Below are 23,636 nucleotides of genomic sequence, written 5' to 3' on the forward strand. Positions count from 1 at the left end.
AGTGTGCCCGGAAACCACCGGCATACAGGCAGCCCCATCCTTTGCCAAGCTGCCACCGCAGGAGACCAACCGATGCCCTATCGCGCCCCGATCACCGATTTCCGTTTCATCTTTGACCATGTTTCCGATTTCTCGCAGGTGCAGGGGACAGAGCGGTTCGGCGATGCCTCGGACGACATGGTCGATGCCATCCTGGAAGGGGCCGGGCGCATCTGCGAAGAGGTGCTGGAGCCGCTGCGCCGCACCGGCGACATGCAGGGCGCCGTTCTGGAAAACGGCGTGGTGCGGATGCCCGAGGGGTTCAAACAGGCGTTCGGTGAACTGGCCGAGGGTGGCTGGATCGCGCTGTCGGCGGCGCAGGAATACGGCGGTATGGGCCTGCCGATCACGATGACAACCGCCCTCAACGAGATGATGGCATCCACCACGATGGGGCTGGGCCTGTGCACGATCCTGACGCAGGGCCAGATCGAGGCGTTGGAGCATCACGCCAGCGACCCGATCAGGGAGACCTACCTGCCGAAACTGATCTCGGGCGAATGGACCGGCACGATGAACCTGACCGAACCGCAGGCGGGATCGGATGTGGGCGCGCTGAAAACCCGGGCCGAGCCGAACGAAGACGGGTCTTATGCGATCACGGGGCAAAAGATATTCATCACTTTCGGCGATCACGACATGGCCGAAAACGTGTGCCACCTGGTGCTGGCACGCCTGCCCGGCGCGCCCGGCGGGACCAGGGGGATCAGCCTGTTCATGGTGCCCAAGCTGATCCCGGACGATGCCGGAAACACCGGCGTCGCCAACGCGCTCAAGGTGGTGAGCCTTGAGGAAAAGATGGGCATCCACTCCAGCCCCACGGCGGTGATGCAGTACGACGGCGCGACCGGCTGGCTTGTCGGCGAGGAAAACAAGGGCATGGCGGCCATGTTCACGATGATGAACAACGCCCGGCTTGCCGTGGGCGTGCAGGGCGTCGGCTGCGCCGAGGGGGCGTATCAGCAGTCGCTGGCCTATGCGCAGGAGCGCGAGCAGATGGGCCGGATCATCGACCATGCGGATGTGCGCCGGATGCTGCTGACGATGAAGGCGGAAACCTTCGTCGCGCGGGCCATCGCGGTCAACTGCGCCGTGGCCATCGACATGCAGACCGCCACCGGCGAGGCCGAGTGGAAGGCCCGCGCGGCGCTGCTGACGCCGATCGCCAAGGCCTTTGCGACCGATATCGGCTGCGAGGTGGCCAGCATCGGCATCCAGGTCCATGGCGGCATGGGCTTCATCGAGGAAACCGGCGCGGCGCAGTTTTTGCGCGACGCGCGGATCACCCCGATCTACGAGGGCACCAACGGCATTCAGGCGGCAGACCTCGTGGGCCGCAAGATGATGGATGGCGGGGAGGCCGCATTCCGCCTGCTGGACGAGATCGAGGCGCACGCGGAATCGGTGCGCTCGCAGATGCCCGAACTGGCCGAACCGGTGTGGCAGGCCTCGGAAACCCTGCGCGAGGCGGTGGAATGGCTGGTCGCGCAAAGCGACATGCCCACGCGGCTTGCCGGGTCGGTGCCGTTCCTGCGCGCCTTTGCCCGTGTGCTGGGCGGGCATTACCACCTGCGCGCCGCGTTGGCCGAGCAGGGTGAGGGCGCCCGGACCAAGCTGGCGCGCTTTTACATCATGCGGCTGTTGCCGGAACATGCCGCGCTGCTGACCCATGCGATGGCCGGGGCCGGGGATCTGTTCGCGCTCGACGAAGACGAGATGGCGGCATGATGGACGGCGCGACCCACGGCATACGCTATCCCTGGGATACCCCGCCCGCGCCGGGCGATGCCATCGAGGTGGCCGAGGGCGTTCTGTGGATTCGCCTGCCGCTGCCGATGAAGCTGGACCATGTGAATATCTACGCGCTGGACGAGGGCGATCACTGGACCATCGTGGATGCCGGCCTGAAATCGCGCAAGTCCGAGGCGATATGGGAGGATATCCTGTCGCGCGTGCTGGGTGGCAAGCCGGTGGGCCGCGTGATCCTGACCCATTACCATCCCGATCACGTCGGCATGGTGGGCTGGCTGCTGGACCGTTTCGGCGCCGAGCACTGGACCACCCGCATGACCTATACGATGGCGCGGATGCTGATGCTGGATGTCGAGGACAGCCCCAGCCCGCAGGCGCAGGAGTTCTGGCGCGATGCCGGCATGTCCCCCGCGATGCTTGAACAACGCCTGAAGGAGCGGCCTTTCAACCTGTCGGACATGGCGCATATGCTGCCGACCGGCTTTATCCGGCTGCAACAGGGCGACACCCTGCGCGCCGGCGGACGCATGTGGGACGTGCATATCGGCAATGGCCACGCGCCCGAGCACCTCACGCTCTGGAGCCGCGACGACAACCTGGTGATCGCGGGCGACCAGATCCTGCCCTCGATCAGCCCCAATATCGGCGTCTACCCGGCCGAGCCGCTGGCCGATCCGCTGGCGGAATGGCTGGAAAGCTGCGAACGCCTGGCCCCGCTGGCGCGCGAGGATCACCTGGTGCTGGGCGGGCACAAGCTGCCCTTTACCGGGCTGCCGCTGCGCATGTACCAACTGGCCGAGAACCATCACGGCGCGCTGGACCGGTTGCGCGACCACCTGGCCACGCCGCGCATCGCCGGCGATTGCTTTGCGCCGCTGTTCAAGCGCACGATCGACGGTGACACCTACGGGATGGCGCTGTCGGAAACGGTGGCGCATCTGAACCATTTGCTGCATCTTGGCGAGGTCACGCGCCATCGCCGCGAGGATGGGGCGTGGGCCTGGGAACTGGCAAAGGAGTGATTGCATGGACGATACCATCCAGACATCCGCCGAAGCCGAGGAAAACGCAGCCCTTCCGCGTCGGCACGAGGTGCATACCGACGCCAGCCGCGCCTGCGCGCCCGATCTGCCCGAGGGCGTGACGCGCAAGCCGGTGGCGCGCAAAAGCCCTGCGGAATGGGCCTATGAGCGGCTGATCCTTTATATCAAGAATTTCGAGGAACAGCTCGATTCCGAGCACGAGGTCGCCATGGGCTTTGCCGGTGGCGAGATCGGCGTGCTGAGGATCGAGGGCATGGGCTATTTCGACCCCGATATCGTCACGTTCTACGGCACCGATGCCAGCGGCGCGCGCACCCAGCTGGTCCAGCATGTCAGCCAGCTGAACGTGATGCTGCGCGCGCTGGCAAAGCCCGAAACCGTCGCCCAGCCACGCCGCATCGGCTTTCGGCTGGCGCAGGATCTGGAAAACGTCTGATACGCTGCGCTTGACGGGTGACAGGCGGATTTGAATCCGCTAATCAACGGGCAACCGCCCTCGGAGTAGCGAAAAAGGACAGGACATATGGCCGAATACAAGCATGGCGAAATGGATATCACCGTTCAGCAGAAAACCTTTAACGGCTTCGTCGGCGCGGTGAAGTGGTCGGTCGTGGCCATCATCCTCGTCCTGATCTTCATCGCCATCGTCAACGGCTGAACCGGCGCGCGCGCCCCGGCGCGACGCAGGCGGTGTCCTGGGAGTAATTCGGTATGCTGCGCCTTGTGCTGGCCGTTTTCGTCGCGCTTTCGCTTGCCGGCTGCGCGGTCAAACCCGAGATTCCGCGCAGCGACGAAACCATCGCGCAATCCGCCTATCGCCATGACGGCCCGCCCGAGCTGGTGCTGTTCACGATGAAAAGCAACCGCACCGGGCAGGGCGCGCATACCGCGCTTCTGGTCAATGGCAGCCAGCGCGTGATCTTCGACCCGGCCGGGTCTTTCCGCAACGAGGCTATCGTGCGCCGCGGCGACGTGATCTATGGTGTCACGCCCGGGATGCTGGATGTCTATACCCGCTATCACGCGCGTGAGACGTTCCATGTGCAGGTGCAAAGCCTTCCGGTCTCGTCCGAGCTGGCCGAGGCCGTCCTGCACGAGGCGCTGGGCAAGGGCCGGCAGGCCGATGCGCGCTGCGCGGCCAGCACCTCGGAAATCCTGGCCGGCTTTCCGCAGCTCGGGATTTCGACCACCTGGTATCCCAACAACCTGGCCGATCAGTTCGCGCAACTGCCCGGCGTGTCCTCGCGCGAGCTTCACGAATACGATTCCGATGATAACCGCGCGGTGCTGGCAGCGTTCGATCACGACCGGGTCGCCACCCAGCGCGCCGCGCGCGAACGCCGTGAAAAAGAGGCCGAGCAGGCCGCCTATCAGGGCGGCGACAGGCTGGCCGCGAACTGAGCGGTCAGCCCAGCAGCAGCCCGCCCACCAGCGTCGCGGCGCCCAGCCCGATCGACAGCAGGACATTTTTCGTGACATAGCCCACGCCCAGCGTCACCACCGCGGCGGCCAGCCGCGCGGGATCGACCTGCCCGCCGGTGGCGCCTGGCCAGATCACCAGCGGCGTGACGATGGCGGGCAGCACCGCCACCGCCGTATAGCGCAGGTGGCGCAGCAGCCATTCGGGCATCGGCCGCTCGCCCGCCAGCCCCAGAAAGACGAAGCGCAGGGCGAAACTGCCCAGCCCCAGCCCGAAGATGATGATCCAGAGTTCTGTACGGTCGATCATGGGTCCACCCAAAGGCCGCGGCGCCGCAGCACCAGTTCCACCTGCCCGCCCACGATCATGCCGCCCAGGGCGGCCACGATCAGGCCGAGGTTGAAGGGCAGCCAGGCAAACCCCAGCGCCAGCGCCACCGCGGAAAGGGCCGCGGCCCGGTGCGCAGCGGTGCGCAGCATCGGCGCGATCAGCGCGATGAAGGTGATGGGAACGGCGAAATCCAGCCCGTATTCGGGCGGGATCGCGCTGCCGACCAGCGCGCCGACCAGCGTCATCGCGTACCACATCGGGCAGATCGGGGTGACGACGCCAAAGAAATACGCGACCTTCTCGGATACCGACCAGTCGCGGTTTCTTTCGAAGGCGACGATGGAACAGGCATAGGACTGGTCGACCAGGAAATAGGCGATCAGCATCCGTTGCCACATCGGCGCGCGGCCCAGATGCGGGGTCAGCGAAGCCGAATACATCGCCATCCGCAGGTTGACCGCCAGCGCCGAGGCCAGCGCCACGAAGACCGAGGCGTTGTCGAGCAGAAGTTGCAGCGCGGTGAACTGCGCCGCCCCGGCGATCACCACCACCGAAAAGCTGAGCGCCTCGAACACGCTCAGCCCGGCCTCGGTCGCCACCACGCCGAACAGCAGCGAGAACGGCGCGACGACGAAGACAAAGGGCGCGGCGTCACGAATGCCCTGCCAATAGGCGTGTTTCATCTCTTCGGTCATGGCTGGAATGCCCCGGCGTTTCGGTCCGTCCCAGACCTATCGGCAGGGTGCGGGGGATGCAAGGCGGTGGGCGGTCAGTCGAACATGCCTGCCACGCGTCCCAGCAGCATGAAGGCCCGCGCCGTCCGGGTGCCGGCCAGATCCTGTATCTCGCTGTCGCTGGCCGCCTTTTCGAAGGCGATGAACATGTGGTCGAACTTGCGCAGGAAATGGTGTGCGGTATCGCGGAAGATCGGGTCCTGCTTCATCCGGCCGGCGGTCAGCGCCAGCGAGGAGCGGTCGCGGATACCCCCGAGCGAGGCGATGGCGCGGCCCCGTTCGCCGGTGGCGAAGCGGCGCCAGATCTCGGGGCGGGCGAGGTCGGGGCGCAGGTCGTCCATGTAGATGCCGTCCTGGCTGAGCAGGGTCAGCACGTCCTGGCTGGCCTGGATCAGCTCCTTGGCCTGGCGGTCGCGCAGCGCCTTGCGCAGGGCGGCGAAACCCTCCTCGTCCTCGGCGGTTTCGGGAAAGTTCAGCGCCCGGACGAAATCGGCCCGGTCGAGCGGCGGCGCCATGTCTTCGGACGTGGTGCCGAGGGGCAGGGCGGCCTGATCGCCGGCGGCGGGGGTGGTGTCGGGCGCGGGGGCGGGGCGCAGCGCGGCCGGGGCGTTGCGGATCGAGGTGAAGGTGGCCAGCGCGGTTTCGGTCTTTTTCGCTGTCGCGGCGATCTCGTCCAGCTTGCGCGCGACCGAGGGTTCGGTGCCCAGGTCGCGCCCCTGCGCCTGCGCGATATAGGCCTGCCGGATCGCGTCGATGGCGGCCTGCAGGCGGTGGCTTTCCTCGCGCATCACCTTGCTGGCGCGCGCCGCGGTCGCCGCGACCCAGATCATCGCCACCGGCATGAAGATCGCCAGCATCGTCATCAGCAGCCGCATCCCCTGGCCCTGCTCGGGCCCCGAGCCGGGGCCCAGCACCAGGAAAAAGATCGCCGCCCCGGTCAGCCACAACAGCGACAGCGCCACGGCGACCCATTCGATCGCCGTTACCCTGGGGGTGCCGGGCCGGTCGTAGATGCCCAGCGGCGTCGGTCTGCTGTCGTTCCTGTTGGCCATTCACACCCCCGCGGCAGGCTCGGTAACCCTACTTGTACGTGATCTTCAGCACTTCGTAGGATTTTTCGCCGCCGGGCGTGCGCACTTCGACGCTGTCGCCCTCTTCCTTGCCGATCAATGCGCGGGCGATGGGCGATTTGATGTTCAAAAGGCCCTTTTCGATATTCGCCTCGTGTTCGCCCACGATCTGCCAGGTCTTTTCCTCGTCGGTGTCCTCGTCCACCAGCGTGACGGTGGCGCCGAACTTGATCGCGCCCGACATGGCGGCCGGGTCGATCACCTCGGCCAGGCCGATGATGCCCTCAAGCTCCTTGATCCGGCCCTCGATGAAGGACTGCTTTTCGCGCGCCGAATGGTATTCGGCGTTTTCCGACAGGTCGCCATGCTCGCGCGCCTCGGCGATCGCCTTGATGATGGCGGGGCGCTCGACACTCTTGAGGTGCTTCAACTCGGCTTCCAGCGCGGTGTGACCCGCGCGTGTCATCGGTATTTTTTCCATAAGTAACTCTCCCTTGGCGGGCGATCCCGGCCATGGTGCGTCTTTCGTCGCAAACAAACCTGCCCCAACGGGGCTTGCCAATGCAATAGACCAAGCGGCAGGGCGGTGCAATTCCGCGTGCGATGCCCCTTGCCGTTCGTTTCGCACGGTTTAACGTCGTGTTGCGATTGACTGGCCTTGCTGCAGCGCGGTAACCAAGGCGAAATTTTCTTGCGCGTGTCAAAACGAAAAGGGGGCCCCGATGTCCGAGATCGAACGCGAAGCCATGGAATATGACGTCGTCATCGTCGGCGCCGGCCCGGCGGGCCTGTCCGCGGCGATCCGTCTGAAACAGCTGGATGCGGATCTGAACGTGGTCGTGCTGGAAAAGGGCTCGGAAGTGGGGGCGCATATCCTGTCGGGTGCCGTTCTCGATCCCTGCGGGCTGGATGCGCTGATCCCCGACTGGAAGGAAAAGGGCGCACCGCTGAACGTGCCCGTGCGCGAGGATAATTTCTACATGCTGGGCGAGGGGGGCGAGGTGCGCATCCCCAACTGGCCGATGCCGCCGCTGATGAACAACCACGGCAATTACATCGTGTCGATGGGCAATGTCTGCCGCTGGATGGCCGAGCAGGCCGAGGAACTGGGCGTCGAGGTGTTTCCCGGCATGGCCTGTTCCGAGCTTGTCTATGGCGACAGTGGCGAGGTGAAGGGCGTGGTCGCCGGTGTCTTCGGGCTGGAGCCCGACGGCAGCTATGGTCCCAACACCGAGCCGGGGATGGAACTGCACGGCAAATACGTGTTCCTGTCCGAAGGCGTGCGCGGGTCTCTGGCCAAGGAAGTGATCGCCAAGTACGATCTGCAGAACGGCAAGGAGCCGCAGAAATTCGGCCTCGGCATGAAAGAGATCTGGGAGGTCGACCCCGCCAAGCATAACGAGGGCGAGGTCACCCATACGATGGGCTGGCCGCTGGGCGGCAATGCCGGCGGCGGGTCGTTCATCTATCACCTGGAAAACAACCAGGTCTATGTGGGCTTCGTGGTGCACCTGAACTACAAGAACCCGCATCTTTACCCCTACATGGAATTCCAGCGGTTCAAGCATCACCCGAAGGTGGCCGAACTGCTGAAGGGCGGCAAGCGCGTGGCCTATGGCGCGCGGGCGATTTCCGAGGGCGGATACCAGTCGATGCCCAAGATGGTCGCGCCGGGCGTGGCGCTGCTGGGCTGTTCGGTCGGCATGGTCAACGTGCCGCGGATCAAGGGCAACCACAACGCCATGCTGTCGGGCAAGGCCGCCGCCGAGGCCGCGCACGCGGCGCTGCAAGCGGGCCGCCAGTCGGACGAGCTGACCGCATATGAGGACGAGGTGCGCGGCGGCGCGATCGGCAAGGATCTGAAAAAGGTCCGTAACGTCAAACCGCTGTGGTCGAAATTCGGGCTGACCGCCTCGCTGGCGCTGGGCGGGTTCGACATGTGGACCAACACGCTGGGCTTTTCGCTGTTCGGCACGCTCAGGCACGGCAAGACGGATGCCGCGGCGACCGAACCGGCGACAAAGCACCGCGAGATCGCCTATCCCAAGCCCGACGGCACGCTGTCCTTCGACCGGCTGACCAATGTCAGCTTCTCGATGACCAACCACGAGGAAAGCCAGCCCTGCCACCTCAAGCTCAAGGACCCCACGATCCCGGTCGCGGTGAACCTGCCCGAATATGCCGGCCCCTCGGCCCGCTATTGCCCGGCGGGCGTGTACGAGTTCGTGGAAAAGGATGGCAAGCCGGAATTCGTCATCAACTTCCAGAACTGCGTGCATTGCAAGACCTGCGATATCAAGGACCCGCCCCAGAATATCAACTGGACCACGCCGCAGGGCGGGGACGGGCCGAACTATCCCAACATGTGATCCACCCGGATCGCGTTTGCAGGCGGCCCGCCGGGGCCGCCTGTTTGCGTTCTGCCGCCCATTGTCGCGCCTCACGCGGCGGTGCATTGCGTTTCGGGCAAGGCACGCTACCTTGGGCGGGAACAGCAGGCTGAAGGGGCGACGAGTGGCACAGGCAAGGGCGCGACTTTTGGGAATGACGGCGGTATTGGCCATGGCGGTCTCTGCCGGGCCGGTGGCGGCGCAGAACGGGCTGGCCGGTTCCTACCTTGCGGCGCGTCAGGCGGCATTCGATGCCGACTACGCGGCCGCGGCGCAGTATTTCACCCGTGCCCTGGCGCGCGACCCGTCGAACCCCAAGCTGCTTGAGGATACGACGCTGTCGCAACTGGCGGTGGGCGAATTGCCCCGCGCCGTGCCGACCGCCCGCAAGATGGAGGCCGACGGGATGAGCAGCCAGGTCGGCCAGATGGTGCTGGTGGCCGACGAGGTGGCGAACGAACGCTACGACGCGCTGCTGACGCGGCTGGACGAGGAAAAGGCCGTCGGCCCGCTGGTCGACGGGCTGCTGCGCGGCTGGGCGCATCTGGGCCAGGGCGCCGCGAAAGAGGCGCTGGCCGCCTTCGACGTGCTGGCGCAAGAACGCGGGCTGAGCGGTTTCGCGCTGTATCACAAGGCGCTGGCGCTGGCCGTGGTGGGCGATTTCGAAAGCGCCGAGGCGATCTTTGCCGGGGATGGCGCGGGGCCGTTGCAGATGACCCGCCGCGCCACCATCGCGCGGATGCAGATCCTCAGCCAGCTGGGCCAGAACGACCGCGCGATGGAGCTGCTGACGACGCTGTTCGGCCCCGACCTGGACCCGTTCCTGCGCGATATGCGCGACCGGCTTTCGGCGGGCGAAACGCTGCGCTTCGATTTCGTGACCTCGCCGCGCGACGGCGTGGCCGAGGTATTCTTTACCGTCGCCGCCGCGCTTTCGAACGAGGCGGGCGACGATTACACGCTGGTCTACAGCCGCGTGGCCGAGTTCCTGCGCCCCGATCACAGCGATGCGCTGCTGTTGTCGGCGCAGCTTCTGGAAAACCTCGACCGGTTCGAACTGGCGGTCGAGACCTACAAGCGGCTGCCGCGCGATCACCCCTCGTACCATGCCGCCGAACTGGGCCGGGCCGAGGCGCTGCGCCGCGCCGGGCGCACCGATGCGGCGGTCGAGGTGCTGGAGCAACTGGCCGGAACCCATGGCGACCTGCCCATCGTGCATATGACGCTGGGCGACATGATGCGGCAGGTCAAGGATTACGCCGCTGCCGCCGCCTCGTACACCCGCGCGCTGGAACTGTTCGGCGAACCGACCGAACAGCAATGGTTCATCCTCTACGCCCGCGCCATCAGCTATGAACGGCAGGACATGTGGGAAGAGGCCGAGGCCGATTTCCGCCGCGCGCTGGAACTGAACCCCGAACAACCGCAGGTGCTGAACTATCTCGGGTATTCGCTGGTCGAAAAACAGCAGAAGCTGGACGAGGCGCTGGACATGATCGAACGCGCGGTCGCCGCGCGGCCCGACAGCGGCTATATCGTCGACAGCCTGGGCTGGGTGCTTTACCGGCTCGGCCGTTATGACGAGGCGGTGGGCCACATGGAACGCGCGGCCGAACTGATGCCGACCGACCCGGTGGTGAACGACCACCTCGGCGATGTCTACTGGGCCGTGGACCGCAAGCTCGAGGCGCGGTTCCAGTGGAAACGCGCGCTGTCCTTCCACGGCACCGCCGAAACCTCGGACGATGTCGATGCCGACCGCCTTCGCCGCAAGCTCGAGGTCGGGCTGGACCAGGTGCTGCGGGAAGAGGGTGCGCCGCCGCTGAAGGTCGCCAATGGCGACTGAGGCATTCGCCCCGGCCAAGATCAACCTGACGCTACACGTCACTGCCCGGCGGCCGGACGGCTATCACATGCTCGATTCGCTGGTGGTGTTCGTCGATGTCGGCGACAGGCTGTCATTCACGGCCGCGCCCGCGATGGGGCTGACCGTCACCGGCCCGTTTGCGCCCGGAGTGCCCGACGATGCGCGCAACCTTGTCTGGCGCGCGGCGCTGGCGGCGGGCTGGACGGGGCATATCGCGCTGGAAAAGAACCTGCCGCACGGCGCCGGGATCGGTGGCGGATCGTCCGATGCCGCGGCGGTGCTGCGCCACCTGGGGCAGGGGGATCTGGACACCGCCGAAAGCCTGGGCGCCGACGTGCCCGTCTGCCTCAGCGCGGTGCCCAAGCGGATGCAGGGGATCGGCGAAATCCTGACGCCGCTGCCCGGCCTGCCGGAGCTGGATGTTGTGCTGGTCAATCCCGGTGCTCACCTGGCGACGCCCGGCGTCTTCGGCGCGCTGCGCGAGAAATTCAACGACCAGATGGAGGGGTTGGACAGCTGGATCACCCGCGACGGGTTCGTGGCGTGGTTGGCACGGCAGCGCAACGACCTGCAGGCCCCGGCCATCACTCTTGCGCCGCAGATTTCCGGTGCGTTGCAGGCGCTTGGGGATGCGGAACTGGCGCGCATGTCGGGATCGGGCGCGACCTGTTTCGGCATCTATCCCGACCGCACCGCCGCCGCCGCCGCAGCCGCCCGCATCGCGCGGGACAATCCCGGCTGGTGGTGCGTTGCGGCCCGCACGATATCGGCCCGCCCGCAAGTGGTCAGTTGATCCGCGCCACCACGTAATCGGCCAGGTCGGACAGCATCCGCCGCAATTCGCTGTCGGGCAGGGTATCCATTGCCGCCCTGGCCCTGGCCGCCCAGTCCAGCGCGTCCTGCCGGGTCGCGTCCAGCGCGTCATGTTTGTGCAGCAGCGAAATCGCGTGCTCCAGGTCGCCTTCGTCCTGGCGGCCCTTTTCGATGGTGCGTTGCCAGAAGGCGCGCTCGGCCTCGTCGGCCTGTGCCACCGCCTTGATCACCGGCAGGGTCAGCTTGCGCTCGCGGAAATCGTCGCCCACGTTCTTGCCGGTGGCGCTGGCATCGCCTTGGTAATCCAGCAGGTCGTCGACGATCTGGAACGCGATCCCCAGCGCGTCGCCGTAATCGAACAGCGCCTGCACCTGCGCCTCGGGCGCGCCCGCGATCACGCCGCCCGCCTCGGTCGCGGCGGAAAACAGTGCCGCCGTCTTGCCGCGCACGATCCTGAGATAGGTATCCTCGCCGGTGCGCAGATCCTGTGCCGCGCTCAGTTGCAGCACCTCGCCCTCGGCGATGGTGGCGGCCGCGTTCGACAGGATCGACAGAACCCGCAGGCTGCCCGGTTCGACCATCAACTGGAACGCGCGCGCGAACAGGTAATCGCCCACCAGCACGCTGGACTTGTTGTCCCACAGCAGGTTCGCGGTGGGGCGGCCCCGGCGCTGGCGGCTTTCGTCCACCACGTCGTCATGCAGCAGCGTGGCGGTGTGGATGAATTCCACCGTCGCGGCCAGGTGCACGTCGTAGGGGCCGGGATAGCCGCACATGCGCGCCGCCGCCAGAACCAGCATCGGGCGCAGGCGCTTGCCGCCGGCCTCGACCAGGTGGGCGGTGACCTCGGGGATACGGGGGGCGTTTTCACTGGCCATCCGCTCGCGGATCAGCAGGTTCACGGCCTCCATGCCATCGGCAAGGGTCGCGGCCAGTTCCTCATGCGGTTTCGTGGCGGCTTCGTCCAGGCTCATCCTACCCTCATCGCATGGCTCGACATTCGCCCGGCCATGATCTTATCTCGGTCCCATGAAACAGCTTTTGCGCACAAACGACCCGACGGTGATGGCCTTTGCCAAGGCACTGCTTCAGGGCGAGGATATAGACTGCTTTGAAATGGACGTAAACATGAGCGTCCTTGAAGGCTCCATTGGCATATTGCCGCGCCGCCTCATGGTGCGTGAGGGTGACCTGACCCGCGCCCAGCGGGTGATGCGCGACAACGGGATCGCGGTGGATGGATGACCTGACCCATGACAAGTTCATGGGCGGGCGGTTGCGGCTGTGGCAGCCGCGCCGCGGCTATCGCGCGGGCGTCGATCCGGTGCTGCTGGCCGCCTCGGTGCCCGGCGACGTGCAGACGGTTCTGGATCTCGGCTGCGGCGTGGGGGCGGCGGGGCTGTGCCTGGCCGCGCGCCTGCCCGGCGTGCGGGTGACCGGGCTTGAGGTGCAGCCGCCCTATGCCGCGCTGGCCCGCCGCAACGCCGATGAAACCGGCCTTGCCTTCGATGTGGTCGAGGGCGACCTGACCGACATGCCGCCCCCGCTGCGCGACCGGCAGTTCGACCAGGTGATCGCCAACCCGCCCTATTTCCGCCGTGACCGGAGCGTGCCTGCACAAGACGCCACGCGCGAAACCGCGATGGGCGAAACCGCCCCGCTTGAGGCATGGGTGCGCGCCGCCGCCCGCCGGACCCGCGACCGCGGCCATGTCACCATGATCCAGCGGGTCGAGCGCCTGCCGGAACTGCTGGCGCTGTTCGACCGCTACCTCGGGTCGGTCGCGCTTTTGCCGCTGGTCCCGCGTGCGGGGCGCGACAGCCAGCTGGTGCTGATCCGGGGGCGCAAGGGCGGGCGCGCGGCGTTTCGCCTGCACGCGGGCATCGTCATGCACGACGCCCCCAGCCATCAGGGCGATGGCGAGGATTACAGCCCCGCGATTCGCGCGGTGCTGCGCGACGGGGCGGCGCTGCCGTTTCCCTGACCGGGATTAAGAGAAACTTTGCCACATGTTGCGACTGCGGCGTGACAGAAGGCCGGGAATGTGCTGCACTACCCATTGGCTACATCGAAACGAGAGGAGGACGCCAATGAGCTTGAGTTCGCATATCGAGGAACTGAAGAAGAAACACCAGACCCTCTCGGACCGGGTGGAAGAGGCGCTGCGCGCGCCGGGTGTGCCCGATACCGAAATCGCCGAACTGAAAAAGCAGAAATTGCGTCTGAAGGACGAGATCGAGCGGCTGACCGCCGACGCGCCCTGACCCTGTCACCAAGGCTCCGGGCCTGAAAAGCCCGGAGCGATTCATGCCCGAACCGCCATCGGTCGGCGCCCCGGTTTGACGACTGTCAGTCGCGGATCGGTTCGAGATATTCACGCTCCAGCACGTCGCGCAGATGGGCGTGCTGGGCGGGCAGTTTCAACGCCTCGCCCAGATGCGCGCGATCCTCGTCGCGGTCGAAACCGGGGTCGTTGGTGGCCACCTCGAACAGCACTCCGCCCGGCGTGCGGAAATAGATCGCGTGGAAATAATCGCGGTCGATCACCGGCGTCACCTGATAGCCGGTGTCCAGAAGCGCCTTGCGCACCTCGGCCTGCGCCTCGGCGTTGTCGACGGAAAACGCAACGTGATGGACCGACCCCGCGCCCTGCGTGGCCATCGGTGCATGGGGCAGCGTTTCGATGTCGATCACATGCGCGCCATTGCCGTTTTCCAGTGCGAAACGGGTGATATCCCCGGCGCTGTCCTGCTGCATATAGCCCATGAAGCGCAGCAATTCGGCGGTTGCGCCTTTGTCGTTCAGCCGCATCTGGGTGGAATGAAAGCCGCGGATCGCGTGATCGGCATCCACATCCCCGCCGGTCCAGGGGGGGCGATCATCCCCGGTCTCGACCAGCGCGAAACCGTCGCCATCGGGCCCGTCAAAGCGCAGCCGGGCCTCGCCCAGGTATTCCTGTTTCCGGATGCCCGTCACCCCGTGGCTGTCCAGCCGGTCCGCCCACCAGTCGCGGCTGCCTTTGGGGATGGCAAAGGCGGTCACCGCCACCTCGCCCGCGCCGGGCCGGCCGCGCCGTGCGTTGGGGAAGGGGAAATAGGTCATCACCGTGCCGGGCGTGCCCAGCTCGTCGCCGTAATAGAGGTGATAGACCTCGGGCGCGTCGAAATTCACCGTCTTCTTCACCCGGCGCAGACCGAGCAGTTTGGTAAAGAAATCGTTGTTTTCCTGCGCGCCGCTCGCCAGCGCGGTGACGTGATGCAGGCCGTTGATCCGGGTCAGCATGGCAAATCCTCCGTTTCGTTGGAATATGCCCTTTCCAGATTGCACGAAAACGCCGATGACCGCGCGTCATTTGTGCAGGCGCGCACAAAAAAGGCGCCCCGGAAACCCGGGGCGCCTGTCGATCCGGTTCGGGCGGTTCAGACGAAGAACTGTGCGCCGTTGGCCGAAATCGTCGAACCGTTGATGAACCCCGCGTCGTCGGAGGCCAGGAACACCACGCAGCGCGCGATTTCCTCGGGCTCGCCCAGGCGGCCGGTGGGGATCTGCGCGATGATCGACTCGCGCACCTTTTCCGGCACCGCCATCACCATGTCGGTGGCGATATAGCCCGGGCAGATCGCGTTGGCGGTGATCCCGGCGCGCGCGCCCTCTTGCGCAAGGGATTTCACGATGCCCAGGTCGCCCGCCTTGGTCGCGGCATAGTTCACCTGCGCGAACTGCCCCTTCTGGCCGTTGATCGACGAAATCACGATGACGCGGCCGAACTTGCGCTCGCGCATCCCGGGCCAGACCGGGTGGATGGTGTTGAACACGCCGGTCAGGTTGGTGTCGATCACCTCGTGCCATTGTTCCGGCGTCATCCTGTGGAACGGCGCATCGCGGGTGATGCCGGCATTGGCCACCACCACGTCGACCGGGCCCAGGTCGGCCTCGACCTTTTCGATGCCAGACTTCGATTCGTCGTAGTCGCCCACGTTCCACTTGTAGGTCTTGATCCCGGTTTCCTCGGTGAAGCTGGCCGCGGCTTCGTCGTTGCCGGCATAGGTGGCCGCCACCTCGTAGCCTTCTGCCTTCAGGGCCTTTGAAATGGCCGCGCCGATGCCGCGCGATCCGCCGGTGACGAGTGCAACTCTTGCCATGATATCCTCCAACTCTGGCGTAATTAATTTTGTAACCTTGTTACTTTTTCAAAAACAGATGCGCAATAATGTTTCGCGCTCAATCTTCGGCTTTGCCGTTGATTTTTGTTGCGGCGCAGAAAAAAGGGCGCCCGGAGGCGCCCCTTCATGCCGTCGCCGCACGGTCTTACGGGCGCTCCAGGCACATGGCGACGCCCATGCCGCCCCCGATGCAGAGCGTGGCAAGGCCCTTTTTCGCATCGCGCCGCTTCATCTCGAACAGCAGCGTGTTCAGGATGCGCGCGCCCGAGGCGCCGATCGGGTGGCCGATGGCGATGGCGCCGCCGTTCACGTTCACGATCGCCGGGTCCCAGCCCATGTCCTTGTTCACCGCACAGGCCTGCGCGGCAAAGGCTTCGTTCGCCTCGACCAAGTCCAGCTCGTCGACCGACCAGCCGGCTTTTTCCAATGCCTTGCGGCTGGCATGGATCGGGCCCACGCCCATGATCGACGGGTCCAGCCCCGCGGTGGCGTAGGATGCGATGCGCGCCAGCGGTTCGATCCCGCGCTTTTCGGCGGCCTCCGCGGTCATCAGCAGCACGGCGGCCGCGCCGTCATTGATGCCCGAGGCATTGGCCGCGGTCACGCTGCCATCCCTGGTAAAGGCGGGGCGCAGCTTTGCCATCGCGTCCAGCGTGGCGCCGTGGCGGATATACTCGTCCTGGTCCACCACGGTCTCGCCCTTGCGGGTCCTCACGGTGAAGGGCACGATTTCGTCGGCGAACCTGCCGGCCTTCTGCGCGGCTTCGGCCTTGTTCTGGCTGGCCACGGCGAACTCGTCCTGCATGTCGCGGCTGATCTGCCATTTCTCGGCCACGTTCTCGGCGGTCTGACCCATGTGATAGCCGTTGAAGGCATCCCACAGACCGTCGCGGATCATCGTGTCGATATATTTGACGTCGCCCATCTTGTGACCGGCGCGCAGATGCGCGGCATGGGTCGACAGGCTCATGTTTTCCTGCCCGCCCGCGGCGATGATGTCGGCATCGCCCAACTGGATGTGCTGGGCCCCCAGCGCCACCGCGCGCAGCCCCGAACCGCAGACCTGGTTGATGCCCCAGGCCGCGCTTTCGACCGGCAGGCCGGCATTGACATGTGCCTGCCGGGCGGGGTTCTGGCCCTGCGCGGCGGTCAGCACCTGACCAAGGATCGTTTCCGATACCTCGGATTTGTCGATGCCCGCGCGCGCGACCACGGCTTCGAGCACGGCCGAGCCAAGATCATGGGCGGGTGTGTTGGCAAACGCGCCAGAGAACGACCCCACAGCGGTGCGCGCCGCGGATGCGATTACGACATTGGTCATGGTTTCCTCCACCAAATGCAGGGCAGGGGCGGGGCCACCGGGGCCACGCTTGCCCGGTCTTCCCCTGCGTCATAAAGGAAATGCCGCGCTGCGGCAACTGCCTCCCATGCCGCAGTCTGGAGCGTTTCGGGAAATACCCGGGCCATCGCGTATCGCTTTTTGCGTTCCAGCCGAAGGCGAGGGGCAGCGCAAAGCGATTCAGGATTCTCCCGAAACGCATTAGCCGGTGGCGCGGTTTCCCTCGGCGCCCCAGAGCGGCGATACCGTCGGCGCGGCATGGAAATACCCCTGTTGGCAATCCACCCCGGCCTGCGCCAGCCACAGCGCATCGGCCCGGGCCTCGACATTTCCCGCGACGGTGAACATGTCGAATTGCCGCCCGATCGCCAGCAGCGCCTTGACCAGAACCTGGTTGTCGGCGTCGTGGTGAATGCCGCGTGTGAACTGCCCGTCGATCTTGAGGATGTCGAAAAAGAAATCGCGCAGGTAGCGGAACGAGGTGAAACCCGCACCGAAATCGTCCAGCGCAAAGCAGATGCCCTTGCGCTGCAGGTCCGACATGAAGGTCACCACCAGTTCCGGCACCGTCACGGCCGAGCGTTCGGTGATCTCAAGGATCAGCCGTTCGCCCAGCGTCGGGTCACGCTGCAGCCCGCGGCGCAGGGATGCCATCCAGCGCGGATAGCCGATCGACCGGGCCGACATGTTGATCGACAGCCGCAGTCCGGGCAGGCGGCGCAGCGTGTTCAGCCCCATTTCCAGCGCCACGCAATCCAGGATGCGGCCGGTCTCGGTCGTTTCGACGGCGGCGATGAAATCGCGGGCGGGGATCACGCGGCCGCTGGCGTCCAGCACGCGGACAAGCCCCTCGTAGAACGCCACGCGCTGCGGATCGGCCGAGGACACCACCGGCTGAAACGCCAGCAGAACCTCCCGGTGGCGCAGCGCGTCGGCCACCATCTTCAAGGTCTCCCGGTCACGCGCCTGCAGCGCCATGTCCAGCGGATTGTCCGCCCCCGGCGGCATCTCCGCCCATCTCTTGTCCACCCAGCGCGGCATCTTGCCCTCCATCGCTCACTCCGGGGGTGACGCTGCGCCGGGGGATGTTGACAGCCGGTAAATATGACCATTTGCTTGGTATTTGACACGATTGCGGCAGGAGGGGCGAGATGGGGGAAAGATGCGGCTGGGTCACGTCCGATCCGATCTACATCGCCTATCACGACAACGAATGGGGCGTGCCCCTGCGCGACAGCCGCGCGCTGTTCGAGCTGCTGACGCTCGAAGGATTCCAGGCCGGGCTGAACTGGCTGACCATCCTGAAACGGCGCGACGGGTTTCGTGAGGCTTTCCAGGGGTTTGACCCGCATGTCATCGCCGGATGGGGCGAGGACGAGGTTGCCCGCCTTGTCACCGATACGCGGATCATCCGCCACCGTGGCAAGATCGAGGCGACGATCGGCAACGCCCGCGCCTGGACCCGGATTGAGGCCGAACGCGGCTTTGCCGGGTACCTGTGGGATTTCGTCGGTGGCACGCCGTTGCAGACCCGCCGGGCCAGCCTGTCCGAGGTACCGGCGCAGACGGAAATCTCGCGAAAACTCTCGAAGGATTTGAAGAAACGCGGCTTTCGCTTCGTCGGGCCGACGATCGTCTACGCCTTCATGCAGGCCTCGGGCATGGTGAACGACCATGTCACGGACTGCCCCCGCCAGGCCGAGGTTGCGGCCCTGTCGTGACGGGGCGCTGCGCGGCTGTTCCGGGCAGGGCGTGTCGTTCGAATGTCATGGTGGGCGTCATGCAATCACCACCACGCCCCGCGCTGCCCTCTGTTGCGCCCCGGCTAACGCAGCCGGTCCAGCAGCGCGCGCGTGGGCACGCCGGTCACGCGCAGCCCGTTGGCGGCCTCGTAGGCGCGGACCGCGGCGCGGCCCTTTTCGCCGATCACCCCGTCGGGGTTGCCCGCCCCGTACCCCCCGGCATTCAGCCGTTTCTGCAACGCAACCCGTTCGGCATCGCTCAGCCCCCAGGGATTGCGCGGGTAACCCGCGCGGATCGGCCCACCCCCGGCCAGCCGGTCGCCCAGGTGGCCCGCGCCGATCACGTAGCTGTCGGCGTAGTTATAGGTCTTGAGCACGTGGAAATTCCTGTAGATCAGGAACACCGGCCCGCCGGGCCCCGCCGGCAGGATCAGCGCGCCGGGCCCGTGATCGGGCAGGGGGCCGCCATCCGCCGCCCGCACGCCCAGCTCGTGCCAGTCGTGCGCGGGGCGGGGATGGACACGGCCGGTCAGCGCAAGGTCGAACCGGTCGGGCAGGCGCGCCTCGACCGCCCAGGGCTGGCCCTTTTGCCAGCCGTTGCGCGCCAGCAGCGCCGCGGTCGAGGCCAGCGCATCGCCCGGCGCATCGCCCCAGATGTCGCGCCGCCCGTCGCCATGGAAATCGACCGCATGGGCCAGGTAGGTCGAGGGCATGAACTGCGTGTGCCCCATCGCCCCGGCAAAGCTGCCGCGCATCCGGTCGGGCCCGATCTCGCCCGCTTGCAGGATACGCAGCGCGGCCAGCAGTTCGGCCGCGAACAGATCGCGCCGCCGCCCTTCGTAAGCCAGCGTCGCTAGGGTCGAAATCACCGGCAGCGATCCCCGGAACCCGCCATAGCTGCTTTCCATCCCCCAGATCGCGGTGACGACCTGTTTCGGGACGCCGTATTGCCGCTCGATCCGCGCCAGCGCCCGCCCGTGCCGATCCAGCGCGCGCCGCCCGCCGTCGATGCGCGCGGGCGAGGCCGCGGTGGCGACATAATCGCCCAGCGGGCGGGCGACCTCGGCCTGCTTGCGGTCGTTGGCGATGACCTTGGGCAGGTAGCCGACCCCGGCAAGGCCCGCGTCCAGCGTGCGCTCGGTGATGCCGGCGGCGCGCGCCTCGCGCCGGAACCCGTCGATCCAGGCCGCGAACCCCTGCGCCGCCGCCGGGCGGGGCAGGGTGGCGGTGGCGCACAGCCCCAGAACGAACGCGCGTCTTGGCAATGTCATGATGGCCCGGCCTCCTGTTTCGTGCCCAGCTTAGACCGGCCTGCGGGCGCGCGGCAACCGATGCGCGGCGCCCCGGCAACGCGCCGCGCAAGGCCGGTTCTGGTGGTTGCCGCGAAAAGCGATTCAAGTTTTCCCGAAACGCTATAGGGTGGCACCATGATCCTGTCGCGCGGCCGAAACTACCTGTTCATCCACATCCCCAAGACCGGGGGCACCGCACTGGCGCTGGCGCTCGAGGCGCGCGCGATGAAGGACGATATCATGCTGGGCGACACGCCCAAGGCGCGCAGGCGGCGCAGGCGGCTGCAGGGGGTCAAGGCGGCGGGGCGGCTGTGGAAGCATTCCACGCTGGCCGATCTGGACGGGCTGGTTACAGGGGGGGAGCTGGACGAGCTGTTCTGTTTCACCCTGGTGCGCAACCCGTGGGACCGGATGGTGAGTTATTACCACTGGCTGCGCACGCAGAGCTTTGGCCACGAGGCTGTGGCGCTGGCAAAGGCGCTGGATTTCGGCGCGTTCCTTGACCAGCCGCAGATACAGGCCAGCATCCGCGCCACGCCCGCGCGCCGCTACATGACCGACGCCAGCGGGCGCGAGCGTTGCGACGCCTATATCCGGCTGGAGCATTTCGCGCAGGACGCCGCGCCGCTGGTGGCGCATCTGGGTTTTCCGCTGATGCCAGAGCGGGCCAATGCCAGCGACCGCGCCCGCGACTGGCGGAGCTATTACGACGACAGGTCCGCCGCGCTGGTGGGCGCGCTTTGCGCCGGGGATATCGCCCGGTTCGGTTACGCGTTCGATCCCTGAGGCAAAAGGAAACCGCGCCCGATGGGCGCGGTTGCAGGTTTTGCGCGGGCCGTTGGCCCGCGCCCGGGGGCATGGGGCGCTGCCGCGATCAGGCGGCCTTTGCCTGCGGACCGAACCGGCCGTAGAAGCTCTGGCCCTTGTCGGCCATTTCGCGCAGCAGGCCGGGGCAGGCGAAACGGTTGCCATAGGCGGCCTGCAACTGGTCGCAGCGTTCGGCGGCGTATTCCGCGCCGAGGATGTCGAGCCAGCTGAACGGACCACCCGACCACGGCGCGAAGCCCCAGGCCAGGATCGCGCCGACATCGCCCTCGCGGATATCCATCAGCACGTTTTCTTCCAGTGCGCGGACCGCTTCCAGCACCTGCGCGAACATCAGCCGGTGCTGCACCTCGATCAGGTCGGGCTGGGTGTCCAGGCGGGGATAGGTGGCTTCCAGCCCCGCCCAATAGCCCTGGCGCTTGCCGTTCTCGTCATAGTCGAAGAAACCGGCCTTGGATTTGCGGCCCAGGCGGCCCTCGCCTTCCATGAAGAAGATGATCTCGTCCACCTCGCCGTCCGGGTAGGCATCGCCCATCGCGGATTTGGTGGCGCGGGCGATCTTGGCGCCGAGGTCGATCGAGGTTTCATCGACCAGTTGCAGCGGCCCCACCGGAAAGCCCAGCATCCGCGCGGCATTGTCGATCAGCGCGGGCGCCACGCCTTCCTTCACCATGCGCATCCCTTCGTTGATGTAGGGGATGATGCAGCGGTTGCAGTAGAAGAAGCGCGCGTCGTTCACCACGATCGGGGTCTTGCGGATCTGGCGGACGTAATCCAGCGCCTTGGCCGTGGCGCGGTCGCCGGTTTTCGCGCCCTTGATGATCTCGACCAGCAGCATTTTTTCCACGGGCGAGAAGAAGTGGATGCCGATGAACTGTTCGGGGTTGTCCGACGCCTTTGCCAGCTCGGTGATCGGCAGGGTCGAGGTGTTGGAGGCATAGATGCAGTCGGGGCCGACCGCGGCCAGCGCCTTTTTCGTGACCTCGGCCTTGACGCCCATATCCTCGAACACCGCCTCGATGATCAAGTCGCAACCGTCGAGCAGGGCGTAATCGGTGGTCGGCGTGATCAGGCCCAGCATCTGCTGTTTCTTGTCCTCGGTCACCTTGCCGCGCTTGATGCCCTTGTCCAGATAGGACTCGGTATAGGCCTTGCCCTTGTCGGCGGCTTCCTGTTTCGCGTCGATCAGCACCACCTCGATGCCGGCCTGCGCGCTGACCAGCGCGATGCCCGCGCCCATCATGCCGGCGCCCAGAACGCCCAGCTTCTTCACGCGCTGGTCGGGGGCCTCGGGGCGGTTCGCGCCTTTTTCCAGCGCCTCCTTGTTGAGGAAGAGCGACCGGATCATCGCGCCGGACGAGGGGTTCATCAGCACGTTGGTGAACCAGCGCGCCTCGATCTTCAGCGCGGTGTCGAAGGGCACCAGCGCGCCCTCGTAGACCGCCGACAGCAATGCCTTCGCCGCCGGGAAGGCGCCCTTGGTCTTGCCGTTCACCATCGCGCTGGCGCCCACGAAGGTGGGGAAGCCGGCGGGGTTGTAGGGCGCGCCGCCCGGCATCTTGTAGCCCTTGGCATCCCACGGCTTGACCAGGTCGGCATCGGTGGCGTTCAGCACCCAGTCGCGCGCGGCGGCCACCGGGTCATCCACGACCTCGTCGATCAGGCCGGCGCTTTTTGCCTTTTTCGGCTCCAGCAGCTTGCCCTCCAGCAGGTAGGGCGAGGCCGCCATGGCCCCCAGTTTGCGCACCAGCCGCGTGGTGCCGCCCGCGCCGGGAAAGATACCGACCATGATTTCAGGCAGGCCGATCTTGGCCTTCGGGTTGTCGGCGGCAAAGACGCGGTGCGTGGACAGCGGCAGTTCCAGCCCGATGCCCACGGCGGTGCCGGGCAGGGCGGCGGCGACGGGCTTGCCGCCCTTTTTTGTCTTGGGGTCCATCCCTGCCAGTTCGATCTTACGCAGCAGCCCGTGCATCTGCATGATGCCGTCGAACAGCCCCTGCGCGGGGTTGTCGCCGGCCTGTTCCTTCATCTCGGCCAGCACGTTGAGGTCCATGCCGCCCGCGAAATCCGCCTTGGCGCTGGTGATGACGATGCCCTTGACGGCCTCGTCGGCCAGCGCGTCGTCGATACAGGCGCTCAGTTCCTCAAGCGCCTCGCCGGTCATCACGTTCATGGATTTGCCCGGGCAGTCCCAGGTGATCGTGGCGATGCCCTCGGCATCCTTTGCAATGGTGAAATCGGTCATGTCTTGTCTCCCAAGAAGTGGTCTCTGCTGCGGGGGGCGCCCGGGCAGGTATTTCAGGTTTCGCCGAACGGGCTTTCGCGGCGGTGCCGGGATGGCGGTGGCGGGGGGGCGATCTCGGACGGGAACGCATCGGGCATCAGCGCCGCCGCGACCCATTCGTTCGACAGCCCCACGGCGTAATTGGCCGAGGCGATCAGCCAGTCCCGGCCACACAGGACAAGTTCGGCCTGCACCGGATAGGGGTCGATCACGCGTTCGCCGCCGGCCAGCACGTGCGAGATCAGCCGCGCCTCGATCGCGTGGGGGGTGACGTAGCGTGCCGAAACCATCACCCTGTGCAACTCGTCCACGCCGCGCCGCCGGTATTCCGCGGTGACGCGGTCATGGACCGTCCTGAGATCGTCCAGCGTCTCCAGAACCGAGGTGCCTTCCATCGTCGTGTGGACATGCGGCAGCAGGAAAGACGCACGGAAGATGTCGAAATCCCCCGTCAGCAGTCCGGTCCTGGTCTGGTCGAGAATACGCTCGCAGATGACCAGGGCGCGCTGTGTCTCGTCCGGCACGTACATGCG

The 23,636-nt window shown here is 66.5% G+C and carries 25 protein-coding genes; 13 read left to right on the forward strand and 12 right to left on the reverse strand.

Going from position 1 to position 23,636, the window contains the following annotated elements; genetic code table 11:
* Nucleotides 1-72 precede the first annotated feature (72 nt).
* The 5 genes from F3H87_RS01830 (at nucleotide 73) to F3H87_RS01850 (ending at nucleotide 4,235) form a co-directional block, all read left to right on the forward strand.
* Nucleotides 73-1,767: an acyl-CoA dehydrogenase gene (locus F3H87_RS01830; protein WP_149786731.1), complete on the forward strand. Its 1,695-nt coding sequence runs from the start codon at nucleotides 73-75 to the stop codon at nucleotides 1,765-1,767.
* The gene (locus tag F3H87_RS01835; protein WP_149787129.1) at nucleotides 1,767-2,813 is read left to right on the forward strand and encodes an MBL fold metallo-hydrolase; all 1,047 of its coding nucleotides are present in this window, start codon (nucleotides 1,767-1,769) and stop codon (nucleotides 2,811-2,813) included. Before F3H87_RS01830 ends, F3H87_RS01835 begins: the two co-directional genes overlap by 1 nt.
* Nucleotides 2,814-2,817: 4 nt before the next feature.
* Nucleotides 2,818-3,270 (forward strand): DUF6173 family protein, encoded by a 453-nt coding sequence (locus F3H87_RS01840; protein WP_149786730.1) that lies wholly within the window; start codon nucleotides 2,818-2,820, stop codon nucleotides 3,268-3,270.
* Between the two features lie 87 nt (nucleotides 3,271-3,357).
* Nucleotides 3,358-3,492, forward strand: a complete 135-nt coding sequence (locus F3H87_RS01845) for an aa3-type cytochrome c oxidase subunit IV (protein WP_149786729.1) — start codon at nucleotides 3,358-3,360, stop codon at nucleotides 3,490-3,492.
* 53 nt (nucleotides 3,493-3,545) lie between these two features.
* Nucleotides 3,546-4,235 (forward strand): hypothetical protein, encoded by a 690-nt coding sequence (locus tag F3H87_RS01850; protein WP_188129136.1) that lies wholly within the window; start codon nucleotides 3,546-3,548, stop codon nucleotides 4,233-4,235.
* Nucleotides 4,236-4,239: 4 nt separating this feature from the next.
* Here the strand turns inward: F3H87_RS01850 and F3H87_RS01855 are convergent, their stop codons facing one another.
* The 4 genes from F3H87_RS01855 to greA form a co-directional block, all read right to left on the reverse strand.
* On the reverse strand, nucleotides 4,240-4,563 hold the full coding sequence (locus tag F3H87_RS01855; RefSeq protein WP_149786728.1) for an AzlD domain-containing protein: 324 nt from the start codon (nucleotides 4,561-4,563) through the stop codon (nucleotides 4,240-4,242).
* Nucleotides 4,560-5,279 carry an AzlC family ABC transporter permease gene (locus tag F3H87_RS01860; RefSeq protein WP_149786727.1) on the reverse strand — a complete coding sequence of 240 codons (720 nt, stop codon included), beginning with the start codon at nucleotides 5,277-5,279 and terminating at the stop codon, nucleotides 4,560-4,562. The genes F3H87_RS01855 and F3H87_RS01860 overlap by 4 nt, the downstream gene beginning before the upstream one ends.
* A gap of 74 nt (nucleotides 5,280-5,353) precedes the next feature.
* Nucleotides 5,354-6,370: a hypothetical protein gene (locus F3H87_RS01865; RefSeq protein ID WP_149786726.1), complete on the reverse strand. Its 1,017-nt coding sequence runs from the start codon at nucleotides 6,368-6,370 to the stop codon at nucleotides 5,354-5,356.
* Between the two features lie 28 nt (nucleotides 6,371-6,398).
* On the reverse strand, nucleotides 6,399-6,869 hold the full coding sequence (gene greA / locus F3H87_RS01870; protein WP_149786725.1) for a transcription elongation factor GreA: 471 nt from the start codon (nucleotides 6,867-6,869) through the stop codon (nucleotides 6,399-6,401).
* A gap of 241 nt (nucleotides 6,870-7,110) precedes the next feature.
* Between greA and F3H87_RS01875 the strand changes: the two genes are divergently transcribed.
* From F3H87_RS01875 to F3H87_RS01885, 3 genes are all read left to right on the forward strand, one after another.
* Nucleotides 7,111-8,757 (forward strand): electron transfer flavoprotein-ubiquinone oxidoreductase, encoded by a 1,647-nt coding sequence (locus F3H87_RS01875; protein WP_149786724.1) that lies wholly within the window; start codon nucleotides 7,111-7,113, stop codon nucleotides 8,755-8,757.
* A gap of 175 nt (nucleotides 8,758-8,932) precedes the next feature.
* A complete protein-coding gene (locus F3H87_RS01880; protein ID WP_149787128.1) occupies nucleotides 8,933-10,624 on the forward strand; it encodes a tetratricopeptide repeat protein in 1,692 nt (563 codons plus the stop codon).
* Nucleotides 10,614-11,438: a 4-(cytidine 5'-diphospho)-2-C-methyl-D-erythritol kinase gene (locus tag F3H87_RS01885; protein WP_149786723.1), complete on the forward strand. Its 825-nt coding sequence runs from the start codon at nucleotides 10,614-10,616 to the stop codon at nucleotides 11,436-11,438. The genes F3H87_RS01880 and F3H87_RS01885 overlap by 11 nt, the downstream gene beginning before the upstream one ends.
* On the opposite strand, the gene F3H87_RS01890 is transcribed toward F3H87_RS01885, so the two are convergent.
* Nucleotides 11,431-12,432 (reverse strand): polyprenyl synthetase family protein, encoded by a 1,002-nt coding sequence (locus tag F3H87_RS01890; protein WP_149786722.1) that lies wholly within the window; start codon nucleotides 12,430-12,432, stop codon nucleotides 11,431-11,433. The genes F3H87_RS01885 and F3H87_RS01890 overlap by 8 nt on opposite strands.
* 55 nt (nucleotides 12,433-12,487) lie before the next feature.
* Here F3H87_RS01890 and F3H87_RS01895 point away from each other — a divergent pair, with 55 nt between their 5' ends.
* The 3 genes from F3H87_RS01895 (at nucleotide 12,488) to F3H87_RS01905 (ending at nucleotide 13,722) form a co-directional block, all read left to right on the forward strand.
* Entirely contained in the window at nucleotides 12,488-12,703 is a 216-nt protein-coding gene (locus F3H87_RS01895; protein WP_149786721.1) for a putative signal transducing protein, read from the forward strand.
* A complete protein-coding gene (locus tag F3H87_RS01900; protein WP_149786720.1) occupies nucleotides 12,696-13,442 on the forward strand; it encodes a tRNA1(Val) (adenine(37)-N6)-methyltransferase in 747 nt (248 codons plus the stop codon). The genes F3H87_RS01895 and F3H87_RS01900 overlap by 8 nt, the downstream gene beginning before the upstream one ends.
* Nucleotides 13,443-13,548: 106 nt before the next feature.
* Nucleotides 13,549-13,722 (forward strand): YdcH family protein, encoded by a 174-nt coding sequence (locus tag F3H87_RS01905; protein WP_149786719.1) that lies wholly within the window; start codon nucleotides 13,549-13,551, stop codon nucleotides 13,720-13,722.
* 85 nt (nucleotides 13,723-13,807) lie between these two features.
* Here the strand turns inward: F3H87_RS01905 and F3H87_RS01910 are convergent, their stop codons facing one another.
* The 4 genes from F3H87_RS01910 to F3H87_RS01925 all read right to left on the reverse strand — a co-directional run bounded on the left by F3H87_RS01910 (nucleotide 13,808) and on the right by F3H87_RS01925 (nucleotide 18,013).
* Nucleotides 13,808-14,740, reverse strand: coding sequence for a VOC family protein (locus tag F3H87_RS01910; RefSeq protein WP_149786718.1), 933 nt, complete (start codon nucleotides 14,738-14,740; stop codon nucleotides 13,808-13,810).
* Nucleotides 14,741-14,877: 137 nt separating this feature from the next.
* Nucleotides 14,878-15,600: an acetoacetyl-CoA reductase gene (gene phbB, locus F3H87_RS01915; protein ID WP_149786717.1), complete on the reverse strand. Its 723-nt coding sequence runs from the start codon at nucleotides 15,598-15,600 to the stop codon at nucleotides 14,878-14,880.
* Between the two features lie 166 nt (nucleotides 15,601-15,766).
* Nucleotides 15,767-16,942, reverse strand: a complete 1,176-nt coding sequence (locus tag F3H87_RS01920) for an acetyl-CoA C-acetyltransferase (RefSeq protein ID WP_149786716.1) — start codon at nucleotides 16,940-16,942, stop codon at nucleotides 15,767-15,769.
* A gap of 219 nt (nucleotides 16,943-17,161) precedes the next feature.
* Entirely contained in the window at nucleotides 17,162-18,013 is an 852-nt protein-coding gene (locus F3H87_RS01925; protein WP_223227939.1) for an EAL domain-containing protein, read from the reverse strand.
* A gap of 98 nt (nucleotides 18,014-18,111) precedes the next feature.
* Here F3H87_RS01925 and F3H87_RS01930 point away from each other — a divergent pair, with 98 nt between their 5' ends.
* A complete protein-coding gene (locus F3H87_RS01930) occupies nucleotides 18,112-18,681 on the forward strand; it encodes a DNA-3-methyladenine glycosylase I (protein ID WP_149786715.1) in 570 nt (189 codons plus the stop codon).
* Nucleotides 18,682-18,785: 104 nt separating this feature from the next.
* Here the strand turns inward: F3H87_RS01930 and F3H87_RS01935 are convergent, their stop codons facing one another.
* On the reverse strand, nucleotides 18,786-19,973 hold the full coding sequence (locus F3H87_RS01935) for a lytic murein transglycosylase (RefSeq protein WP_149786714.1): 1,188 nt from the start codon (nucleotides 19,971-19,973) through the stop codon (nucleotides 18,786-18,788).
* Between the two features lie 156 nt (nucleotides 19,974-20,129).
* Between F3H87_RS01935 and F3H87_RS01940 the strand changes: the two genes are divergently transcribed.
* A complete protein-coding gene (locus F3H87_RS01940; RefSeq protein ID WP_149786713.1) occupies nucleotides 20,130-20,780 on the forward strand; it encodes a sulfotransferase family 2 domain-containing protein in 651 nt (216 codons plus the stop codon).
* Between the two features lie 88 nt (nucleotides 20,781-20,868).
* Here the strand turns inward: F3H87_RS01940 and F3H87_RS01945 are convergent, their stop codons facing one another.
* Nucleotides 20,869-23,064 (reverse strand): 3-hydroxyacyl-CoA dehydrogenase NAD-binding domain-containing protein, encoded by a 2,196-nt coding sequence (locus F3H87_RS01945; RefSeq protein ID WP_149786712.1) that lies wholly within the window; start codon nucleotides 23,062-23,064, stop codon nucleotides 20,869-20,871.
* A 53-nt stretch (nucleotides 23,065-23,117) separates the two neighbouring features.
* On the reverse strand, nucleotides 23,118-23,633 hold the full coding sequence (locus F3H87_RS01950) for a hypothetical protein (protein ID WP_149786711.1): 516 nt from the start codon (nucleotides 23,631-23,633) through the stop codon (nucleotides 23,118-23,120).
* Nucleotides 23,634-23,636: the final 3 nt, after the last annotated feature.

Origin of the sequence: Lutimaribacter pacificus (assembly GCF_900142185.1) — a bacterium.
Classification (GTDB): domain Bacteria; phylum Pseudomonadota; class Alphaproteobacteria; order Rhodobacterales; family Rhodobacteraceae; genus Lutimaribacter; species Lutimaribacter pacificus.

Excerpts from the sequence above, each read along its gene's own strand:
- F3H87_RS01830 (WP_149786731.1), top strand. The coding sequence starts at position 73 with ATGCCCTATCGCGCCCCGATCACCGATTTCCGTTTCATCTTTGACCAT.
- F3H87_RS01835 (WP_149787129.1), top strand. The coding sequence starts at position 1,767 with ATGGACGGCGCGACCCACGGCATACGCTATCCCTGGGATACCCCGCCC.
- F3H87_RS01840 (WP_149786730.1), top strand. The coding sequence starts at position 2,818 with ATGGACGATACCATCCAGACATCCGCCGAAGCCGAGGAAAACGCAGCC.
- F3H87_RS01845 (WP_149786729.1), top strand. The coding sequence starts at position 3,358 with ATGGCCGAATACAAGCATGGCGAAATGGATATCACCGTTCAGCAGAAA.
- F3H87_RS01850 (WP_188129136.1), top strand. The coding sequence starts at position 3,546 with ATGCTGCGCCTTGTGCTGGCCGTTTTCGTCGCGCTTTCGCTTGCCGGC.
- F3H87_RS01855 (WP_149786728.1), bottom strand. The coding sequence starts at position 4,563 with ATGATCGACCGTACAGAACTCTGGATCATCATCTTCGGGCTGGGGCTG.
- F3H87_RS01860 (WP_149786727.1), bottom strand. The coding sequence starts at position 5,279 with ATGACCGAAGAGATGAAACACGCCTATTGGCAGGGCATTCGTGACGCC.
- F3H87_RS01865 (WP_149786726.1), bottom strand. The coding sequence starts at position 6,370 with ATGGCCAACAGGAACGACAGCAGACCGACGCCGCTGGGCATCTACGAC.
- greA (WP_149786725.1), bottom strand. The coding sequence starts at position 6,869 with ATGGAAAAAATACCGATGACACGCGCGGGTCACACCGCGCTGGAAGCC.
- F3H87_RS01875 (WP_149786724.1), top strand. The coding sequence starts at position 7,111 with ATGTCCGAGATCGAACGCGAAGCCATGGAATATGACGTCGTCATCGTC.
- F3H87_RS01880 (WP_149787128.1), top strand. The coding sequence starts at position 8,933 with ATGACGGCGGTATTGGCCATGGCGGTCTCTGCCGGGCCGGTGGCGGCG.
- F3H87_RS01885 (WP_149786723.1), top strand. The coding sequence starts at position 10,614 with ATGGCGACTGAGGCATTCGCCCCGGCCAAGATCAACCTGACGCTACAC.
- F3H87_RS01890 (WP_149786722.1), bottom strand. The coding sequence starts at position 12,432 with ATGAGCCTGGACGAAGCCGCCACGAAACCGCATGAGGAACTGGCCGCG.
- F3H87_RS01895 (WP_149786721.1), top strand. The coding sequence starts at position 12,488 with ATGAAACAGCTTTTGCGCACAAACGACCCGACGGTGATGGCCTTTGCC.
- F3H87_RS01900 (WP_149786720.1), top strand. The coding sequence starts at position 12,696 with ATGGATGACCTGACCCATGACAAGTTCATGGGCGGGCGGTTGCGGCTG.
- F3H87_RS01905 (WP_149786719.1), top strand. The coding sequence starts at position 13,549 with ATGAGCTTGAGTTCGCATATCGAGGAACTGAAGAAGAAACACCAGACC.
- F3H87_RS01910 (WP_149786718.1), bottom strand. The coding sequence starts at position 14,740 with ATGCTGACCCGGATCAACGGCCTGCATCACGTCACCGCGCTGGCGAGC.
- phbB (WP_149786717.1), bottom strand. The coding sequence starts at position 15,600 with ATGGCAAGAGTTGCACTCGTCACCGGCGGATCGCGCGGCATCGGCGCG.
- F3H87_RS01920 (WP_149786716.1), bottom strand. The coding sequence starts at position 16,942 with ATGACCAATGTCGTAATCGCATCCGCGGCGCGCACCGCTGTGGGGTCG.
- F3H87_RS01925 (WP_223227939.1), bottom strand. The coding sequence starts at position 18,013 with ATGGAGGGCAAGATGCCGCGCTGGGTGGACAAGAGATGGGCGGAGATG.
- F3H87_RS01930 (WP_149786715.1), top strand. The coding sequence starts at position 18,112 with ATGGGGGAAAGATGCGGCTGGGTCACGTCCGATCCGATCTACATCGCC.
- F3H87_RS01935 (WP_149786714.1), bottom strand. The coding sequence starts at position 19,973 with ATGACATTGCCAAGACGCGCGTTCGTTCTGGGGCTGTGCGCCACCGCC.
- F3H87_RS01940 (WP_149786713.1), top strand. The coding sequence starts at position 20,130 with ATGATCCTGTCGCGCGGCCGAAACTACCTGTTCATCCACATCCCCAAG.
- F3H87_RS01945 (WP_149786712.1), bottom strand. The coding sequence starts at position 23,064 with ATGACCGATTTCACCATTGCAAAGGATGCCGAGGGCATCGCCACGATC.
- F3H87_RS01950 (WP_149786711.1), bottom strand. The coding sequence starts at position 23,633 with ATGTACGTGCCGGACGAGACACAGCGCGCCCTGGTCATCTGCGAGCGT.